Annotated in this window: 18 protein-coding genes and 1 riboswitch; of the genes, 10 read left to right on the top strand and 8 right to left on the bottom strand. The window is 66.6% G+C overall.

Annotation, left to right across the window (positions count from 1 at the left end; translation table 11 throughout):
- Positions 1–2: 2 nt before the first annotated feature.
- Positions 3–2,240 (bottom strand): NADP-dependent isocitrate dehydrogenase, encoded by a 2,238-nt coding sequence (locus A5724_RS05020; RefSeq protein WP_067797185.1) that lies wholly within the window; start codon positions 2,238–2,240, stop codon positions 3–5.
- A 228-nt stretch (positions 2,241–2,468) separates the two neighbouring features.
- A riboswitch (SAM riboswitch) is annotated at positions 2,469–2,587 on the top strand.
- A 108-nt stretch (positions 2,588–2,695) separates the two neighbouring features.
- Between A5724_RS05020 and A5724_RS05015 the strand changes: the two genes are divergently transcribed.
- Genes A5724_RS05015 through A5724_RS05005 form a run of 3 tightly spaced genes read left to right on the top strand, consistent with a single transcriptional unit; the run spans position 2,696 to position 5,906 of the window.
- Positions 2,696–4,051 (top strand): bifunctional o-acetylhomoserine/o-acetylserine sulfhydrylase, encoded by a 1,356-nt coding sequence (locus A5724_RS05015; protein WP_067797182.1) that lies wholly within the window; start codon positions 2,696–2,698, stop codon positions 4,049–4,051.
- Positions 4,051–5,178: a homoserine O-acetyltransferase gene (locus A5724_RS05010; protein ID WP_067797176.1), complete on the top strand. Its 1,128-nt coding sequence runs from the start codon at positions 4,051–4,053 to the stop codon at positions 5,176–5,178. The genes A5724_RS05015 and A5724_RS05010 overlap by 1 nt, the downstream gene beginning before the upstream one ends.
- Positions 5,175–5,906, top strand: coding sequence for a class I SAM-dependent methyltransferase (locus tag A5724_RS05005; RefSeq protein WP_067797174.1), 732 nt, complete (start codon positions 5,175–5,177; stop codon positions 5,904–5,906). Before A5724_RS05010 ends, A5724_RS05005 begins: the two co-directional genes overlap by 4 nt.
- On the opposite strand, the gene A5724_RS05000 is transcribed toward A5724_RS05005, so the two are convergent.
- Together A5724_RS05000 and A5724_RS04995 are read right to left on the bottom strand one after the other, a co-directional pair.
- Complete coding sequence (locus A5724_RS05000) at positions 5,870–7,411, bottom strand: FAD-dependent monooxygenase (protein ID WP_067797261.1); 1,542 nt, start codon at positions 7,409–7,411, stop codon at positions 5,870–5,872. The two genes, A5724_RS05005 and A5724_RS05000, sit on opposite strands and share 37 nt — an antisense overlap.
- A 5-nt stretch (positions 7,412–7,416) precedes the next feature.
- Positions 7,417–8,013: a TetR/AcrR family transcriptional regulator gene (locus A5724_RS04995; protein ID WP_156752135.1), complete on the bottom strand. Its 597-nt coding sequence runs from the start codon at positions 8,011–8,013 to the stop codon at positions 7,417–7,419.
- A 250-nt stretch (positions 8,014–8,263) separates the two neighbouring features.
- On the opposite strand from A5724_RS04995, the gene A5724_RS04990 reads away from it, so the two are divergent.
- Positions 8,264–9,181 carry a lytic transglycosylase domain-containing protein gene (locus tag A5724_RS04990; RefSeq protein WP_067797258.1) on the top strand — a complete coding sequence of 306 codons (918 nt, stop codon included), beginning with the start codon at positions 8,264–8,266 and terminating at the stop codon, positions 9,179–9,181.
- Between the two features lie 41 nt (positions 9,182–9,222).
- On the opposite strand, the gene A5724_RS04985 is transcribed toward A5724_RS04990, so the two are convergent.
- Complete coding sequence (locus tag A5724_RS04985; protein ID WP_232004701.1) at positions 9,223–10,758, bottom strand: LCP family protein; 1,536 nt, start codon at positions 10,756–10,758, stop codon at positions 9,223–9,225.
- A gap of 207 nt (positions 10,759–10,965) precedes the next feature.
- Complete coding sequence (locus A5724_RS04980; RefSeq protein ID WP_197518554.1) at positions 10,966–11,556, bottom strand: fasciclin domain-containing protein; 591 nt, start codon at positions 11,554–11,556, stop codon at positions 10,966–10,968.
- Positions 11,557–11,798: 242 nt separating this feature from the next.
- On the opposite strand from A5724_RS04980, the gene A5724_RS04975 reads away from it, so the two are divergent.
- The 3 genes from A5724_RS04975 to A5724_RS04965 all read left to right on the top strand — a co-directional run bounded on the left by A5724_RS04975 (position 11,799) and on the right by A5724_RS04965 (position 14,036).
- The gene (locus A5724_RS04975; protein ID WP_369830604.1) at positions 11,799–12,965 is read left to right on the top strand and encodes an Ig-like domain-containing protein; all 1,167 of its coding nucleotides are present in this window, start codon (positions 11,799–11,801) and stop codon (positions 12,963–12,965) included.
- Positions 12,966–13,034: 69 nt separating this feature from the next.
- Complete coding sequence (locus A5724_RS04970) at positions 13,035–13,385, top strand: type II toxin-antitoxin system Phd/YefM family antitoxin (protein WP_067797161.1); 351 nt, start codon at positions 13,035–13,037, stop codon at positions 13,383–13,385.
- A 9-nt stretch (positions 13,386–13,394) separates the two neighbouring features.
- Positions 13,395–14,036 carry a zeta toxin family protein gene (locus tag A5724_RS04965; protein ID WP_067797159.1) on the top strand — a complete coding sequence of 214 codons (642 nt, stop codon included), beginning with the start codon at positions 13,395–13,397 and terminating at the stop codon, positions 14,034–14,036.
- Between the two features lie 6 nt (positions 14,037–14,042).
- On the opposite strand, the gene A5724_RS04960 is transcribed toward A5724_RS04965, so the two are convergent.
- Both A5724_RS04960 and A5724_RS04955 read right to left on the bottom strand, forming a co-directional pair.
- Positions 14,043–14,336 (bottom strand): DUF3017 domain-containing protein, encoded by a 294-nt coding sequence (locus tag A5724_RS04960; protein ID WP_067797157.1) that lies wholly within the window; start codon positions 14,334–14,336, stop codon positions 14,043–14,045.
- Complete coding sequence (locus A5724_RS04955; RefSeq protein WP_067797154.1) at positions 14,333–15,187, bottom strand: bifunctional methylenetetrahydrofolate dehydrogenase/methenyltetrahydrofolate cyclohydrolase; 855 nt, start codon at positions 15,185–15,187, stop codon at positions 14,333–14,335. The genes A5724_RS04960 and A5724_RS04955 overlap by 4 nt, the downstream gene beginning before the upstream one ends.
- A gap of 27 nt (positions 15,188–15,214) precedes the next feature.
- Between A5724_RS04955 and A5724_RS04950 the strand changes: the two genes are divergently transcribed.
- On the top strand, positions 15,215–16,411 hold the full coding sequence (locus A5724_RS04950) for an NADH:flavin oxidoreductase (RefSeq protein ID WP_067797153.1): 1,197 nt from the start codon (positions 15,215–15,217) through the stop codon (positions 16,409–16,411).
- Positions 16,412–16,441: 30 nt separating this feature from the next.
- On the top strand, positions 16,442–17,071 hold the full coding sequence (locus A5724_RS04945) for a dihydrofolate reductase family protein (protein ID WP_067797149.1): 630 nt from the start codon (positions 16,442–16,444) through the stop codon (positions 17,069–17,071).
- On the opposite strand, the gene A5724_RS04940 is transcribed toward A5724_RS04945, so the two are convergent.
- Complete coding sequence (locus A5724_RS04940) at positions 17,054–17,527, bottom strand: hypothetical protein (RefSeq protein ID WP_082964865.1); 474 nt, start codon at positions 17,525–17,527, stop codon at positions 17,054–17,056. The genes A5724_RS04945 and A5724_RS04940 overlap by 18 nt on opposite strands.
- A 179-nt stretch (positions 17,528–17,706) precedes the next feature.
- Here A5724_RS04940 and A5724_RS04935 point away from each other — a divergent pair.
- On the top strand, positions 17,707–18,474 hold a 768-nt coding region (locus tag A5724_RS04935), incomplete at its 3' end, for an FHA domain-containing protein (RefSeq protein WP_156752134.1).

Raw genomic sequence — 18,474 nt, 5'->3', positions numbered from 1 at the left:
CGTCAGATCTTTGCCGACTCCAGTGCCGAATTCAGCGTCTTGCTCGGCCGCATCACCGCCGTGGTCTTCTCCGGATCCGGGTAGTAGTAGCCGCCGATATCCACCGACTTGCCTTGTACCTCAGCAAGTTCCGACACGATGGCGTCCTCGTTGTCGGCCAGGGTCTTGGCCAGCTTCGCGAAGTGATCGGCCAGTTCCTTGTCCTCGGTCTGCTCGGCCAGTTCCTGCGCCCAGTACATGGCGAGATAGAACTGGCTGCCCCGGTTGTCCAACTCGCCGGTCTTGCGCGACGGGCTCTTGTTGTTGTCCAACAACTTCCCGATCGCGGAGTCCAGCGTGGTGCCGAGCAGGGTTGCCCTCTTGTTTTCCGTCTTGCGGCCGATGTCCTCGAAACACGCTCCAAGAGCCAGGAACTCGCCAAGCGAATCCCAGCGCAGGTGGTTCTCCTCGACCAGCTGATGGACATGCTTGGGCGCCGAACCGCCCGCCCCGGTCTCGTACATGCCGCCACCGGCCATCAGCGGCACGATGGACAGCATCTTCGCGCTGGTGCCCAGCTCCAGGATGGGGAACAGGTCAGTCAGGTAGTCGCGCAGAATGTTTCCGGTCACCGCGATGGTGTCCTGGCCGCGGATCAACCGCTCCAACGTGTACCGCATGGCCCACACCTGCGGCATGATCTGGATGTGAAGGCCCTCGGTGTCGTGGTCCTTCAAGTACTCCTTGACCTTCTGTCGCAGTTCCACCTCGTGCGGCCGCTCGGTGTCGAGCCAGAACAGCGCAGTCATGCCCGACGCCCGTGCCCTGGTCACGGCGAGCTTGACCCAGTCACGGATCGCCGCGTCCTTGACCACCGGCATGCGCCAGATGTCGCCGGTTTCGACGTTCTGTGTCAGCAGCACCTCGCCGGTGTCGATGTCGACGATGTTCGCGACGCCGTCCTCGGGAATCTCGAACGTCTTGTCGTGCGACCCGTACTCCTCGGCCTGCTGCGCCATCAGCCCGACGTTGGGGACGGTGCCCATCGTGGTCGGGTCGAACTGGCCGTGCGTCTTACAGAAGTTGACCATCTCCTGGTAGATGCGGCTGAACGTGGACTCCGGGTTGACGGCCTTGGTGTCCTTGGTGCGCCCGTCAGCGCCGTACATCTTCCCGCCGAGACGGATCATGGCAGGCATCGACGCGTCGACGATCACGTCGCTGGGCGAATGGAAGTTGGTGATGCCGCGGGCCGAATCCACCATCGCCAGTTCCGGGCGGTGCTCGTGCACGGCGTGGATGTCCTGGATGATCTCCTCACGCTGCGAGGCGGGCAGCGTGGCGATCTTGTCGTACAGATCGCTCATCCCGTTGTTGACGTTGACGCCGAGTTCGTCGAGCACCTTCTGATGCTTGGCGAACGCCTCCTTGTAGAAGACCTTCACCGCGTGGCCGAACACGATGGGGTGGCTCACCTTCATCATGGTGGCCTTGACGTGCAGCGAGAACATCACGCCGGTCTTGTAGGCGTCCTCGATCTGCTCTTCGAAGAAGTCGCACAGCGCCTTGCGGCTCATGAACATGCTGTCGATGATGTCGCCGGCGTCGAGGGCCACCTCCGGCTTGAGCACCAGCGTCTCGCCGCTCTTGGTCTCCAGCACCATCTTGACCTTGCGGTCGGTGTCCAGCGTCATCGACTTCTCGCCGTGGTAGAAGTCGCCCTTCTTCATGGTCGCGACGTGGGTGCGCGACGCCTGGGACCACTCCCCCATGCTGTGCGGATGCTTGCGGGCGTACTCCTTGACCGCCTTGGGCGCGCGTCGGTCGGAATTGCCTTCGCGCAGCACGGGATTGACGGCGCTGCCGAGAATCTTGGCGTACCGCTCCTTGATCGCCTTTTCCTCGTCGTTCTTCGGGTCGCCCGGGTAGTCGGGCAGGTCGTAACCCTTGGCCTTGAGCTCCTTGATGGCGGCCAGCAGCTGCGGCACCGACGCGCTGATGTTCGGCAGCTTGATGATGTTGGTGTCCGGCTTGTGGGTCAGCTCGCCAAGCGTGGCCAGGTTGTCCGGCACGCACTGCTCCTCGGTCAGCCGGTCGGAAAACTCGGCGAGAATGCGCGCCGCCACCGAGATGTCACTGCTTTCGACGTTGATCCCCGCCGGCTCGGTGAAGGTCCGGATGATCGGCAGGAACGAGTACGTCGCGAGCATCGGCGCCTCGTCGGTCAGCGTATAGATGATGGTCGGCTGCTCGGCGCTCATGTCGTCTTCTCCCGGCGTCAGTTTCGGTTCTATATGTCCTATCGCGCGCCAGACTACAAGCGCCGCTGCGCACGCGAGGGGCCAGCTTGGCCTACTGACCAGTAGCTTCGCCAGCCGCAGAAGATGGGGATCTACTTCCGATGCCGCCGCACAGTCGTCGAGGCGACGATCACAGCGGCCGCAGACGGCGCTGGCACCCAGTCAGCGACATGAGATACGCTTCTCTGCGGTCATGAGTGCCAGCGTCAAGCCCCGGCTTGCTGGCCGGCAACCCTCCAACCGCGGTGGGGTGCCCCGGGTGATTGACCAGGTTGCGTAGCCGCCATGGCTACCGGCAAGCGCGGGTCCGTTGTGACGGGCCCCCAGAGAAGACAGGCGGAGGTCCGGCGTGCGCAGTTGTCGCTGAGTGCGTCGACCGCACCCCAGCCAGGCCCATCACATCAGGAGAACAGCCCATGAGCACCGAAAACACCCTCGACGACCCGAAGGCCAACTGGTCGTTCGAGACCAAACAGGTCCACGCCGGCCAGACCCCCGACATCGCGACAAACGCCAGGGCGCTGCCGATCTACCAGACCACGTCGTACACGTTCAACAGCACCGACCACGCCGCCGCGCTGTTCGGCCTCGCCGAGCCCGGCAACATCTACACCCGGATCATGAACCCGACCCAGGACGTCGTCGAGCAGCGCATCGCCGCGCTCGAGGGCGGGGTCGCCGCGCTGTTCCTGTCCTCCGGCCAGGCCGCCGAGCACTTCGCGATCCTCAACCTCGCCAACGCGGGCGACCACATCGTGTCGAGCCCGCGACTGTACGGCGGCACCTACAACCTGTTCCACTACACGCTGCCGAAGCTCGGCATCGAGGTCAGCTTCGTCGAGGATCCCGACGATCTGAACTCCTGGCGCGCGGCCGTGCGGCCCAACACCAAGGCGTTCTTCGGCGAGACCATCTCCAACCCGCAGAACGACATCCTCGACATCCCCAACGTCGCGGCCGTCGCGCATGACGCCGGTGTACCGCTGATCGTCGACAACACCGTCGCCACCCCGTACCTGATCCAGCCGCTGTCCCACGGCGCCGACATCGTCGTGCATTCGGCCACGAAGTATCTGGGCGGGCACGGCGCGGCGATCGCGGGCGTGATCGTCGACGGCGGCACCTTCGACTGGACCAACGGCAAGTTCCCCGGCTTCACCACGCCGGACCCGAGCTATCACGGTGTGGTGTTCGCCGAACTCGGCCCGCCCGCATTCGCGTTGAAGGCGCGCGTGCAACTGCTGCGGGATCTCGGCTCGGCCGCCGCGCCGTTCAACGCGTTCCTGGTGGCCCAAGGGTTGGAAACGCTGAGCCTGCGCGTTGAACGCCATGTGGCGAATGCACAGCAGGTAGCGGAATACCTCGCCGGTCATCCCGATGTCATCTCGGTGAACTACGCCGGGCTGCCGACGTCGCCGTGGTACGAGCTCGGAAAGAAGCTCGCACCCAAGGGAACCGGCGCGGTGCTGGCCTTCGAGCTGGCCGGTGGCATCGACGCGGGCAAGGCGTTCGTCAACGCGCTGACCCTGCACAGCCACGTCGCCAACATCGGCGACGTGCGGTCGCTGGTGATCCACCCGGCGTCGACCACGCACGCCCAGCTCACCCCGGAGGAGCAGTTGGCCACCGGCGTGACGCCGGGACTGGTCCGCCTCGCGGTCGGCATCGAGGGCATCGCCGACATCCTGGCCGACCTCGAACAGGGTTTCGCGGCCGCGAAGCCGTTCCACACGTCGGGTTCGACGGACCCCAAAGCCACGGCGGCGTTCTGATGACACTGTCCGAAGTGAGAGTCGACGTGGCGTCGCTGCCCGCAGAAGGCGAAGTCGGCTATGTCGACATCGGCACGCTGACGCTGGAGAACGGCGCGGTGATTGATGACGTGACAATCGCGGTGCAGCGGTGGGGTGAGTTGTCGCCGAGCCGCGACAACGTGGTCGTCGTGCTGCACGCGCTGACCGGCGACTCCCACGTCACCGGCCCGACCGGTCCTGGCGACGAGACCGAGGGCTGGTGGGAAGGCGTCGCCGGGCCTGGTGCGCCGATCGACACCAACCGCTGGTGTGCGATCGCCACCAACGTGCTGGGCGGCTTCCGCGGCTCGACGGGCCCGAGTTCGGTTGCGCCGGACGGAAAGCCGTGGGGCTCGCGATTCCCGCTCGTCTCGGTGCGCGATCAGGTCGAGGCCGATGTCGCCGCGCTGGCCGCGCTCGGCATCACCGAGGTCGCGGCGGTGGTCGGCGGCTCGATGGGCGGCGCGCGGGCGCTGGAGTGGATCGTCGGCTACCCCGACAAGGTCCGCGCCGCGCTGGTGCTGGCGGTCGGCGCGCGCGCCACCGCCGACCAGATCGGCACCCAGAGCACCCAGATCGCGGCCATCAAGTCCGACCCGCACTGGTGCAACGGCGACTACTACGGCACCGGGCGCTCACCCGATGTCGGCATGGAGATCGCGCGGCGCTTCGCGCATTTGACGTATCGCGGCGAGGAAGAACTGGACGCCAGGTTCCGCAACGATCCGCAGGGTGGCGAGGACCCGGCGACCGGCGGGCGCTACGCGGTGCAGAGCTATTTGGAACACCAGGGCCGCAAATTGCTCAAGCGGTTCGACGCGGGCACCTATGTGGCGCTGTCCGATGCGCTGTCCAGCCACGACGTGGGTCGCGGCCGCGGCGGCATCGAGGCGGCACTGCGCGGCTGCCCCGTGCCCGTCGTCGTCGGTGGCATCACGTCGGACCGGCTGTACCCGATTCGGCTGCAGGAGGAATTGGCGGAGCTGCTGCCCGGTTGTACCGAGCTGAACGTGGTCGACTCCATCTACGGCCACGACGGCTTTCTCTTGGAGACCGAGGCGGTGGGCAAGCTGATTCGTCGAACGTTGGAGTTGGCCGAAAGGTGAACCAGTCCAGGCAGCAGCGTTCACTGTCGTTCGGCGCGGAGGCCGCGGCATATGAGCGAGGGCGGCCCTCGTACCCGCCGGAGGCCATCGACTGGCTGTTGCCCGACGGCACCGTCGACGTGCTGGACCTCGGCGCGGGCACCGGAAAGCTGACCACCCGACTCGTCGAGCGCGGACTCAGTGTGGTGGCTGTCGACCCGATCCCGGAAATGCTGGAGCTGCTGAGCAATTCGCTGCCCGATACGCCCGCGCTGCTGGGCACCGCGGAGGAGATCCCGCTGCCCGACGACAGCGTCGACGCGGTATTGGTAGCCCAGGCTTGGCATTGGTTCGACCCCGAACTCGCCGCCAAGGAGATCGCGCGCGTGCTGCGGCCCGGGGGCCGGCTCGGGCTGGTGTGGAACACCCGCGACGAGCGGCTGGGCTGGGTCAAGGATCTGGGCCGCATCATCGGCCACGAAGAAGACCCGTTGAGTCAACAGGTGACGCTGCCCGCGCCGTTCACCGACGTCGAGCGCCACCATGTCGAGTGGACGAGCTACCTGACCCCGCAAGCGCTGATCGACCTTGTCGCCTCGCGCAGTTACTGCATCACGTCACCGGAGAAGGTGCGCACCCGCACCCTCGAGCAGGTGCGCGAGTTGCTGGCCACCCATCCTGCACTGGCCAACACCAACGGCCTGGCACTGCCTTACGTCACGGTCGGTATCAGGGCGACACTCGCATAATCGCCAACCCATCGCCGCAGTGCCGCGTGCAACCGCTGGCTGTCGTCCGCGTCGAAAGTGTCTGCGGCCCAAGCGACATAGCCGTCGGGTCGAATGAGGATCGCCACCGCGTCGATGTCGGCGGTGGACCCGGTGACGACGTCGATGCGGTCGGCCCACTCACCGGCGGCGTCACCCACACAGCCGGACAAGTCGAGTAGGACGGGACGTCCACAGCGCAGCAGTTCGGCCACCCGGCGTCCGTCGTCGAGCGTCAGATCGGGCACGAGACGGCCCGACAGCGGATGCTCGTCGCCGGTGTCGTAGCGGACGTCCGAACCCGCTAGCAGATGCGCCATGTGCGCGCCGACGCCCGGCAGCTGCAGTAGCTCAGCGAAAAGTGTTCGCAGAGCGGCGATCTCGGGGCCTGGCCGGAACAGCGCAGTCTGTGACAGGGACTGCATCATCACGCGCTCGCCGACGGGGAACCGCTCATTGTGATAGGTGTCGAGCAGGCCGGGCGGGGCCCACCCGTTGACGGCGGCGGCAAGTTTCCAGCCGAGGTTCATGGCGTCCTGCATGCCGAGGTTCAGGCCCGGGCCACCCATGGCGGAGTGCACGTGCGCCGAATCGCCGACCAGGAAGATGTTGCCCACCCGGTACCGGTCGGCCTGCCGGGTGTTCTGTCCGGCGATGCGACGCAACGCGTGCGGCCCTTCGCCGCGCGGCGCCTCGACGGGCAGGTCGACGCCGAGCACGCGTCGCGCACTGTCACGCAACTCCTCCAACGTCATCGGAGCCGAATCGTCGGCCTGCTGGTCGAACTCGATGGTCCCGACCAGCGGCCTGCCCTGTTCCATCTCGGCGAAGATGAATCCGCCGTTGTCGAGTCGGTTGTGCCCGAATGGCAGGGGGCCAAAGTCGGGCACGTTGATTCCGCCTGTGGCGGAACGCATTTCCGGTGGCACGCCGACGTGCGCGATCCGCGCCACCATGTCCGACGTATGGCCGGGGAAGTCGATCCCCGCCAGTTTGCGCACGGTACTGCGGCCACCGTCGGCGCCGACGAGGTAGGTGGCGTCGAGCCGGTACGTCTCGTTTGCGGTGGACACGGTGATCGTCACCCCGTCGGAACGGGGGTCCACCCCGATCAACTCATGCGCCCATCGCACTTCGACACCGAGGTCATGCGCGCGTTCGAGCAGAAGCCGGACAAGTCGCGGCTGCTGGATCGGCAGACCGTACATCGGGCTGTCCGACATCCCGGTCAACGGCACCCGCATACCGCTGAATATCCACTCGTACATCGGTTTTGGCGGTTCGTCGGACCCGGTGAACATCTGGTAGAGCCCGCGCATGTCGAGCAGCCGCACCACCTGGCCGATCATGCCGTTGGCCTTGGGTTCGTCGCTGGGCGCGGACAGCCGCTCGAGCACGACGGGCCTCACACCGGCCAGCGCAAGCTCGCACGCCACCATCAATCCGTTGGGGCCCGCCCCGGAAATGACCACGTGGTTTTCAGACATCGGCATCACCTTTCAGGCAGTCCAGCGGCGACTTCGGCAAGGCCGCGACGCAGCAGTTCGGTATAGGCCACCGGCGGATCGGCATTGGCGTACGTCTCCATCGCCGTTTCGCCGACCGCCCTGACGACGGCGACGACCAACCGCGGGTACAGATCGCGTACCGGGTCCAGCCCGGTGCGTTCGGCAACCGCATCGACCCAGTCGGCGAACAGTTCCCGCGTCAGCGCTGCGCGCATATCCCGCGCGGACAGCAGTTCGCGGATGACGGCCAACTCGTCGGGCGTCGGCCGAACATCGAAGGCGCCCGCGGCCTCCAGTGGTGCGAGCACCGACTCGGTGATCGCCGACCACAGCGGCTCGTCGGCGGGCCGCTGTCGGAATACCGCCAAGCTCTGGCGCATTCGATCGATCTGTCGGAAGGCAACCGCCTCGTACTTGCCTGCGAAGTAGTTGTTGAACGTCCGTAGTGACACGCCGGCCCGGGCGGCGATGTCTTCACGGGTGACGTTGTCGAGCCCGCGCTCGAGCGCGAGTTCCAACGCGGCATTGCTGAGCGCCCAGCGGGTATCGAGCTTCTTGCGCTCGCGAAGGCCCGTCCTCACGCGCCCCAACCTAGCCCAAGTTTGCACAGTAGGCAAAATTGCCTACTGTGCACTCAGCGACGCGCTCGGCCACCCGGACACACCCCTTGATGTCGCACGATCGAATACGCGACACTTCAGTGGGCGGATTACATCTGCACCCGCGCCAACCTTGAACAAATCCCGTGAGATGAACACCTTGAGCCAAACGCGTGTCGACGCCTCCCCGGCGCGTTCGGCGGTTGCCAGCATCCGTCCGATCCGGCGCGCCATGCCATTTTTTGTGGCCGTGATCCTGTTCCTGTTGGTACTCGCCGGCTGCGCAGAGCCGGCGAGGCCATCAACCACCACGGCTGCGGCAGCCACATCGACCACGCTGTCGCCCGCGCCGCCGCGGCCGTCGTCCGCTCCTACGAAGTGGCGGCTGGCGTCCGACCCGGCGCACCTGGCCGACGATCTCGTCGCCGATGAGCAGGCGCTCCGCGATCCGGCGTCGTCGGAGGCTGTGTTGTTGGCGGCCGCCCGCCGACAGCAAGCGGCCTACCGCGCGCTCGGACGCCACCCCGAGTGGGATCCAATCGCGCGCCGCCAAGTCCCGCCGTCGCTCCTGGAAATCTATGACTGCAATGTCGACGCGCGCCGGCAACTGACCGCGATGAGCAAGGGCCAAGCGCAGAGTACTTTGCCGGCGTGGCGCATCGACCCACCGAAGTCGGCCGAGGAGCTGTTGAGTCACTACCGCGCGGCGGAATCGGCGTCCGGCGTCGGATGGGCCTATCTGGCTGCGATCAACCTGATCGAGACCGGCTTCGGGCGCATCGCCGGGGTGAGCACCGCTGGCGCGCAAGGCCCGATGCAGTTCTTGCCTTCGACCTTTGCCGCCTACAGTGAGGGCGGCGACATCCTCTCGACCCGCGACAGCATCATGGCGGCCGGCCGCTATCTTGCCGGTAGTGGCTTTGCCGAGGACCGCGATTCGGCTCTGTATCGGTACAACAACTCCCACCAATACGTGCAAGCGGTCAACGACTATGCAGCGGTGCTCGCAGCCGATCCCGCTGCGTATGCCGGGTACTACCGGTGGGACGTCTACTACAACACGACCGCCGGTGACGTGGTTCTGCCCGTCGGTTACTCTGCGACCTCACCGATCCCCGTCGCGGACTACCTGGCGACCCACCCGAATTGACCCGAACTCCAGGCAAACCTGCCGCAGTTCACCTTCGGGTGCTATCGCACGCACGGCACGTCCTGACCGCTCATGCGGGTGAGGTTCGTCGGGGCCGGGGCCTCCGTGCCGGTGGCGCCAGCGGCCACCGTGCTGACGGTCGTGGTGGGGCTAGTCGACCCTTCCGGTGTCGAACCATCGCGATCGAGATAATCCTCCGCATCGAAATCGGTGCCCACGGTGAGCTGAACCGTGTTGGGCGCGACCGCGTCAGAGGCGGTCGCGGTGAGATCCAGTTGATCGGAGAGCGCGGTGGCCGCTGCCTGCGCGCCCGGGCCGTATCCGATGCTGCTCGCTTCCACGATTGTGTCGGCAGTGCTCGCCAGGCCTTCGGTGAACTGACCGTTGGCGAAGTACTTCTCGAGGGAAAACGCCAGCCCCTCTCGCCCAGCCCCATTGACCACGTTGAGCACCACGCCGGGCGGGGCCAGCTGTGTCGTGCTCGGGACCTGTCCGGTCGCGATGACGCCCCCCGACGAAGTTGGAGTGGACAGCACACTATGCACGATGGAGCGGATGGTCGGCACGTCGATGATGTTGACGTCTTCACCATCCGAGGTGCGGCCGAATTCGGTGATCGGCAGTGTGTACAGCGAAAGCGGACGCTCGCTGAGGGTGGCTGCGTACCGGATGAAACCGAGCAAGTCAAAGCCGGCGTCGACTGCGACATTGTCTTTCGCGACATCGACAAGATGCTGCAGCGCCCTCGGGTCCGACAGCGCCCCGCTGTGACGCAGACCCGCGAGCAGTGAGGCGATGAACGCCTGTTGGCGTCTGGTGCGGTCAAGGTCGGTGAACATCGCATCGTTGACGTCGCGACGTTGTCGGACGAACGCCATCGCCTGGGCCGCACTGATCTGCTGGATGCCTTCACGGAAGTTGGCACCCGAGTAGTACGGGTCGGAGGTGTCGTGTTGCAGGCATACGGTGATGGGTTCAACCACCCGGGCGATCTGGACGAAGGCTGCCAGGCTGACCTCGATGAAGTGATCGATCGGTATCTGGAGCAGCCGTCGGACCGTCCTGATCTCAGCCTTGCGGCCGGCCTCGCGCGCGCGCTGCTCAGCCGCCGCAACGTCGCTCGCATCAGGAGCGTCGTCCGCCGCCTCGCCGGGCGCCGCATCCGCACGGCCTATCACCTGTTGATAGGCCAAGCTGTAGGCATGCTTGACCTTGCCTCGGCATCCCGGCGCCGGGCACCCGACCAGGTCCACGTAGTCGTCGCGCGGGATGGAGATCGCGGTGACCGGCCCGGCTCCGGCGGGGATGTGCAGCACGATGAGGACATCCGCATCGTTCTCGCCGGAGTGCTCGTCACCGGCGTGCAGCGCGTCGTAAAGGTCGTATGGCAACAGGCCACCCCGCTGGTCGCGGCGGGTATCCAGCCCCATGATGAGGATGTTCTGATCGGCTCCCGGGGATGAGGGCTCCTCGGCCAGCGCCTCGGACGTGGTGATGACTGTGGCAACCCGGTGCAATTCCACCCAGCCGATGCCCGAAACGACCAGGATCAGCGCCGAAACGATTGCTCCCAGCACCTTGGCACCGCGCGGAATCCTGTGCTCGGCCGGCTGGCGAGGCCGCCGGTGGCGCGCCCCAGGGGTGGCTCGGCCGGCGCCACCTGCACGATCAGGAGCAGACATAACAAAGCGCACCATATCCCCGCCGACACCCACCTAATCGCAGCCGCGAAAATATTGACGCGATCTGTCTGGCGCGTTTGGAACGTCGGATGCGCTAACGGTTCACCATCCAGGCGGTGGCGTCAGCACGGTATCGATGAGGTAGAGCGTGGCGTTGGCGGTGACGATTCCGCCGCAGAGCACTAGTGCGTCGTTGACCCACAGCCGATCAGCGGGGCCGGTGACGGATAGCTCGCTGCCCTGCAGGGTCTGGTGCGTGCCGTCGATGTCGGCGGGGGTGAACCGTCCGGGTATCACGTGGTAGTTCAGCAGCCGTGTCAGCGATGCGGCGTCGATTCGCAGAGCGGCGGTCGCCTCGACGGGCAAGCGGGAGAAAGCGCTATCGGCCGGCGCGAAGATGGTGACCTCGCCCGCGTCGAGGGTGGCAAGCAGGTTCACGGCGGGGTTGAGTTTGCCGGACAGAGCTGCGCTCAGAGCGCTGAGTTTGGGGTTGCTCGAAATGAAAACGCTCAGCGGCTGTTGTGCTACAGCGGCCGCCGAGCCCTCATTCGCTCGGCCCCGCGGTGCATAGAGCGCACAGGCAGGGCCCATGGGATCCGCGACCGGTGCGGCGCCGGCGCTCCCGATCGACACCGCCAGCAGTGTCGCGACGGCCACCAGGGTCGTCCCCAAGCGGAAGTGCCAGGATGTCACGTCCTGTGGTTACCCGTTCTCGCCGCCTGAATGCCGACGTCTTCACGACGCATGCGCCAACAACCCTCGCCCCCCTGCACAGTTGCATCGATTAGACCCGAGGTGCCGCGGGTACCCGAAACTGACTAAAGCCGCTGGTCGGGGGTCAGAACCAGAACATGAACGCAACGCCGCCGAACGTACCAAAACCCAAGCAGCACAGCCTCGTTCGTTATGCAGTGGCAGCGGTATTGGCGGTGTTGATGGCCCTCTGGACGGCGGGCTGCCAGACGGACGCGACACCCGCGGAAGTCCCGAATCCCGATGAACCCGCGTCGATCAGAATCGAGCCCGCGCCCGGCGCACGCGATGTCGATCCGGTCGCGCCGGTATCGGTTAGCGCGCAGAGCGGAACGCTTACCGATGTGGTCATGGTCAATGACGCCGGCAAGCGCGTCGACGGCGTGCTCACTCCCGATGCAAAGGTATGGCATCCCGTCGTGCCGCTGGGCTACGGTCGCACCTACACGCTGACTGTCAGCAGCCGCGGACCGGGCGGAAAGACTTCCACACAACCGATGTCGTTTTCCACGCTCACCCCGCCGAACCAGACCAAGGTCTCACTCGAAACGACGTCGGAGGCCGCACTGACCGACGGCGCCACCTACGGAGTAGGCACCGTCATCGTGGCGCACTTCGACGAGCCGATCACCGATAAGGCCGAAGCCGAGCGACACCTGACCGTCACGGCTTCTCCCCCAGTGGCGGGTGCCTGGAATTGGGTGGATGACCAGCACGCGCACTGGCGCCCGGAACACTATTACTCGCCGGGCACAACGGTGACCGTCGAGGCGAAAGTTTACGGAATTCAGTTGGCGCAGGGCGTGTTCGGTCAACAAGACGAGCATCTTAAGTTCACCATCGGCGAGTCGCATGTCTCGATAGCCGACGACCAGACCCACCAGGTCAGCGTTTACCGCAACGGCACACTGGTGCGCACCATGCCCACCTCGATGGGCATGGGGGGCACCGAGCAGGTGGCCGACCGGACGTTGTCGTTCTGGACCCCGCCGGGCATTTACACGGTGCTGGACAAGGGCAATCCGGTGGTAATGGATTCCTCGACGTTCGGTCTACCCAAGAACTCCAGGCTCGGATACCGCGAGACCATCAACTACGCCACCCGCATCAGCACCGACGGCATCTACCTGCACCAGCTCGACGCGACGATATGGGCGCAGGGGAATACCGACACCAGCCACGGATGCTTGAACCTCAACGGGGACAACGCCAAATGGTTCTATGACTTCTCGGTGCCCGGTGACGTCGTCGAAGTCAGAAACACAGGCGGGCCACCCCTCACGATCGCCCAGAACGGCGACTGGACCATTCCGTGGGATCAGTGGCGCAAGGGCAGCGCGTTGCAGTGAGAACGTCGGGATGCGGACAGCCAAATGAGCCATAATGGCCATTGTGGGCATAACGGCTAGAATGGCCATATGCCTACATTGACTTTCCGCAACCGGGACGGCGAGTTGGTCGACGTTCCCACCGTGGCGGCCACGCGCTTCAAGAACGAGTTCGGCACCATCTTCGAGCAGGCGTCCCTCGGCGGTGCGGTCGCGATCACCAAACACAACACGCCCAAGGCGGTGCTGTTGTCCTACGCCGAGTTCGAAGCGTTGACCAAGGCCAGCGCGCCCACCCTCGACGACCTGTCCGACGATTTCGACCGCCTGCTGGAAACCATGCAGACCCCGCGGGCGAGGACGGCGATGGCATCGGCCTTCGACGCCTCCCCCGAGCAGCTGGGCCGCGCCGCGGTCAAGGCGGCCCGCGCCAAGCGCTGACCACACCGCATGGCCCACAAGGCCCAACCACCGCGCCTTTACGTCCTCGCCGGTGTCAACGGCGCCGGCAAGAGCAGCGTCGGCGGCGCCATGTTCCGGGCGGCCGGCGCCGACTACTTCAACCCGGACGAGGCGGCACGCCGATTGATGGCCGCGAACCCGGGACTCGACCAGCTCAAAGCGAACGCGGCGGCGTGGCATCAGGGCCGACGCCTGCTGGAGCGGGCGATCGAGGAACGCAAGGACTTCGCATTCGAGACGACGCTCGGTGGCAATACCATGCCGCGGCTGCTCGCCGAGGCGGCGTCGAAGGGGTTCGAAGTACGCGTCTTCTACGTCGGGTTGGCCAGCCCCGATCTGCACCTCGAGCGGGTCCGCCACCGTGTGCAGGCAGGCGGTCACGACATTCCGGAATCCAGCATTCGACGCCGTTGGCGGCACAGCCGACTCAATCTCGTGCAGTTGCTGCCGCAGTTGACCGAGCTACGGGTCTACGACAACTCCGCGGACGCCGACCCAAAGGCCGGACACGCGCCCCGACCGGTGTTGGTGCTGCACTTGGATCACGGCGAAATCGTTAACCCACAAGATCTTTCGCAGACACCGGAGTGGGCCAAGCCGATCGTCGCCGCCGCACTCAAGCTGACCTGACCCACGCTAACTGGTGCCCAACGGGTCGATCGTCCACGCGACGTAGAGCATGGCGGCACTGACCGATGCGGTCGTGACGAAGTCGATGGTCCGACTGCGGACCGCCAGTAGCCCCACCCGGTCGTCGGGCAGGGCCAGCCGGAACGCCGCCGCGACGCCGACACCGATGGCGAGCACCAGCGCACCCCGTCGCCAATAACCCGCGACCACAAGACCAAACGCGGTAATGATGATCACGCCGACCAACAGGATTGGCCACTGCCCGCCAAACACCTTGCGGGTGAACTCTTTCAGCGTCACTTAGCGAGCGCTTCGGCGCGTTCGACGACATTGGTCAGCAGGAACGCCCGCGTCAGCGGCCCCACCCCGCCCGGATTGGGCGACACATGACCCGCCACCTCCCACACGTCGGGATGCACGTCGCCGACGAGCTTGCCTTCCTCGTCGCGCGACACCCCGACGTCGACGACTGCGGCACCCGGTCGCACCATCTCGGCGGTCACCATGTGCGGCACGCCCGCCGCGGCGATGATGACGTCGGCCTCGCGCGTCAACTGCGGCAGATGACGAGTCGCGGTGTGGCACAACGTGACTGTCGCGTTCTCCGACCGGCGCGTCAACAACAGGCCGAGCGGCCTGCCGACCGTGACGCCGCGCCCGATCACCGCCACCTGCGCGCCCGCGATCTCCACCTCGTAGCGGCGCAACAGGTGCACGATGCCGCGGGGTGTGCACGGCAGCGGCGCAGGCTCGTTGAGAACCAGCCTGCCCAGGTTGGTCGGATGCAGTCCGTCGGCGTCCTTGCCGGGGTCGATGCGTTCCAAGGCGGCGTTCTCGTTGAGATGCTTGGGCAGCGGCAACTGGACGATGTAACCGGTGCACTCCGGGTTGGCGTTGAGTTCGTCGATGGTCTCGTCGAGCTTGGCCTGGCTGATGTCGGCGGGTAGGTCGCGCCGGATCGAGTTGATGCCGACCTTCGCGCAGTCGGCGTGCTTGCCGCGCACATAGGCGTGCGATCCGGGGTCGTCGCCGACCAGAACCGTGCCCAGTCCGGGCGTCCTGCCTGCCGCGGTCAGAGCCGCAACCCGCTCCTTGAGGTCGACGAAGATCTCGTCGCGCGTGGCCTTACCGTCCAGTGTGATCGCACCCACGGATCACATTGTGGCAGGCTCCCCTGCATGAACACTCAGCCCAATGTGTTCACCCCGGCCAAACTCGGCCCGGTGACGCTGCGCAATCGGATCATCAAGGCCGCGACGTTCGAGGCGTCGACGCCGAACGCGCTCGTCACCGACGACCTGATCACCTATCACCGATTGCCCGCCGCGGGCGGTGTCGGCATGACGACGGTGGCGTACCTCGCCGTGTCCAAGGGTGGGCGCACCGAGGGCAACGCCATCTGGTGGCGGCCCGAGGCACTGCCCGGGTTGAAGAAACTGACCGAGGCCATCCACGCCGAGGGCGCCGCGATCAGCGCGCAGATCGGCCATGCCGGGCCGGTCGCCAACGCCCGCTCCACGCGGGCGACCGCGTACGCGCCGGTGCGGTTCTTCAACCCGCTGTCGATGCGCTTCGCCAGGAAGGCCACCAAGGACGACATCGCCGACATCATCAAGGCGCACGCCGACGCCGCCCGCTACGCCATCGACTGCGGCTTCGACGCGGTCGAAATCCATCTGGGCCACAACTACTTCGCCAGCTCGTTTCTCAGCCCGCTGATCAACCGGCGCTCCGACGAATTCGGCGGAACGCTCGAGAATCGGGCCAAGGTGGCGCGCGGCCTGGTGACCGCGGTCCGCCGCGTCGTCAAGGACCAGATCGCGGTGACCGCGAAACTCAACATGGCCGACGGTGTGCGCGGCGGCATCTCGACCGACGAGTCGCTGCAGACGGCCAAGTGGCTCGAGGAAGACGGCGGCCTCGACGCCATCGAATTGACCGCAGGCAGCTCGCTGGTCAACCCGATGTACCTGTTCCGCGGCGGCGCGCCGGTCAAGGAGTTCGCCAGCGCGTTCAAGCCGCCGCTGAGCTGGGGCATCCGGATGACCGGCAACAAGTTCTTCCGCGAGTACCCGTATCGCGAGGCATACCTGTTGCGCGACGCCAAGCTGTTCCGCGCGGAACTGAAGATGCCGCTGATCCTGCTCGGCGGCATCACCAATCGGGAAACCATGGACCTCGCGATGGCCGAAGGGTTCGACTTCGTCGCGATGGGTCGCGCATTACTCGCCGAACCCGATCTGATCAACAGGATCCAGGCCGACAGCGCGGTGCGGTCGGCGTGCACGCACTGCAACGTCTGCATGTCGACGATCTACAGCCATACCCACTGCGTGGTGACCGGATCACCGGATCGGCTGCTGCCGCTGCGATGAGTCCGTGGCCCGCGACAGGTCTACCTCGGCATGGGACTCATTCAGATCGAACTGTTCGCCACCCTCGACTTCGTCGGCCAAGCGCCCGGCGGCCCCGACGAGGACCCGGAGGGCTTCCCGTTCGGCGGCTGGCAGGCGCCGCTGATCGACGATGGCGTCGGCGCCCAGATCGCCGCCGCGTACCAGGGCACCGATGCGCTGCTGCTCGGCAGGCGGACCTACGACATCTTCGCCGCCTACTGGCCTCATCAGGACGACGAGTTCGGCACCCTGTTCAATCGCGTCCCGAAGTACGTGGCCTCGCGCGGCACACCCGACCTCTCGTGGACGGGGTCGACGCAACTCGGCCCGGATTTGGCCGTCGCGGTGCGCGAGATCCGTAACCGGCACGAGCAGGTGCGGGTGGTCGGCAGCCTGGATCTGGTGCAGACCCTGTTGGGCGAGAAGCTCTTCGACCGCCTCGACCTCTGGGTGCACCCGATCGTCCTCGGCGTCGGCAAGAAGGTGTTCGACGGCGGCGCGGTGCCCACCAACCTCACCCTTCTCGAACCGCCGGTCGCCAGCGCGAAGGGCACCGTGTTCCTGCGCTACGGACTCGCCGATGGCGTCCCCGCAACCGGTGACATGAGCGCGCCCGATCGACTATCCGCCGACGGGTAGCCGCGGCTCAACGAACGCGACCATCGGCTCCTTGCGGATCACCCATCCCCAGCCCTGCAGGATCATCAGTTCCTTCGGCGAGAAGATGTAGGTGAAGTTGGCGTTGCGCGCCACGTACTTGCCGGCCAGCATCACCGCGCCGGGCACCTTGAGCGCGTAGTCGTCCTTGACGCGCATCCCGCGGTATTCGTAGTGGCCGCTGCCGTCGACGCAGATCGCGACCAGCGACTGTTCGGTGCGTCCAAGCGCCAGGGCGGACTTCGGCGCGTCGCAGCGGGCCGCCTTGTCGACGAATCCGCGATCATCGGTCTGGATGACAGCGGGCTCGGCACCCGCCTTCGCGAGCAGGTTGGCCGCGGCCAGCGCGACGATGATGCCTGCACACACCAGCAGCACGGGGAGCATCGGCCGCCCCGATTTGCCGTGCCGCCATGCGGTGGCTTTGACAGACCGCATGCCTCAGCAGATCACGAATAAGAGCACCGGCTGACACGACGCGCCGTAGCGGGGCCAAGAAGTTAACTAGGCGGGCTACGTGCCCCTGCGCACCGTTCGACGATCGCATCGGCGCGACGTCCTGACGCGCCAGCAGACCAGCAAGGCATTCGGTCGCAACCCCGATAGAGTCGGTCCCGATGAGCCGACCTAATCCGCCCGCGCTGACCGTTCGGTACGAGGGCTCCACGCGAACGTTCGCGCCCGGCAACGACGTCGTCGTCGGCCGCGATCTGCGCGCCGACGTCCGCGTCGGCAACCCGCTGATCTCGCGCGCGCACCTGGTGCTGCGGTTCGACCAGGGCCGGTGGGTCGCGATTGACAACGGCAGCCTCAACGGCCTGTACGTCAACGGCCGCCGGGTGCCGACCGCCGACATCCACGACGGCATGCAGGTCAACGTCGGCAATCCCGACGGTCCGGCGCTGACGTTCGAGGTCGGCAGGCATCAGGGCTCGGCGGGGACGCCGCTGCAGACCACGTCGGTGCCCGTCGCCTCACGCCCCGCGCCGGGCTATCCGCCCCAGCCGCCGACGTCGCGCCCGCCAACCCCGCCGCCGCATCAGCCGATGTATCCGTCTGGCACGCAGGCGCGGTACCCGTCGGGCCCGCAGTCCTATCCGAGCGGTCCGTCGCACGCCCCGAGCATGTCGCAGCCTGTGCGGCGGCCGGTCCCGGTGTCGCAGGCGTCGATCGCCTCGCCCGACCTGGAGTCGGTCACCCAGTTGGGGCCGACGGCAGCGCCACGCACCAGCGAGGGCAACCTCGCGACGAGCATGCTCAAGATCCTGCGGCCGGGGGGGGGGGGGGGGGCGGGGGGGCGGGGGGGGGGGGGCGGGGGGGGGGGGCGGGGGCGCGCGCGCGGCGCGGGGGGGGGCGCCCCCCGGGCGCCGCCGGAGGGGGCGCGG

The organism is Mycobacterium sp. ACS1612, from assembly GCF_001667505.1.
Classification (GTDB): Bacteria; Actinomycetota; Actinomycetes; order Mycobacteriales; family Mycobacteriaceae; genus Mycobacterium.
The sequence above is the reverse complement of the archived record's forward strand: the minus strand, read 5'-3'. Positions and strand labels throughout refer to the sequence as shown.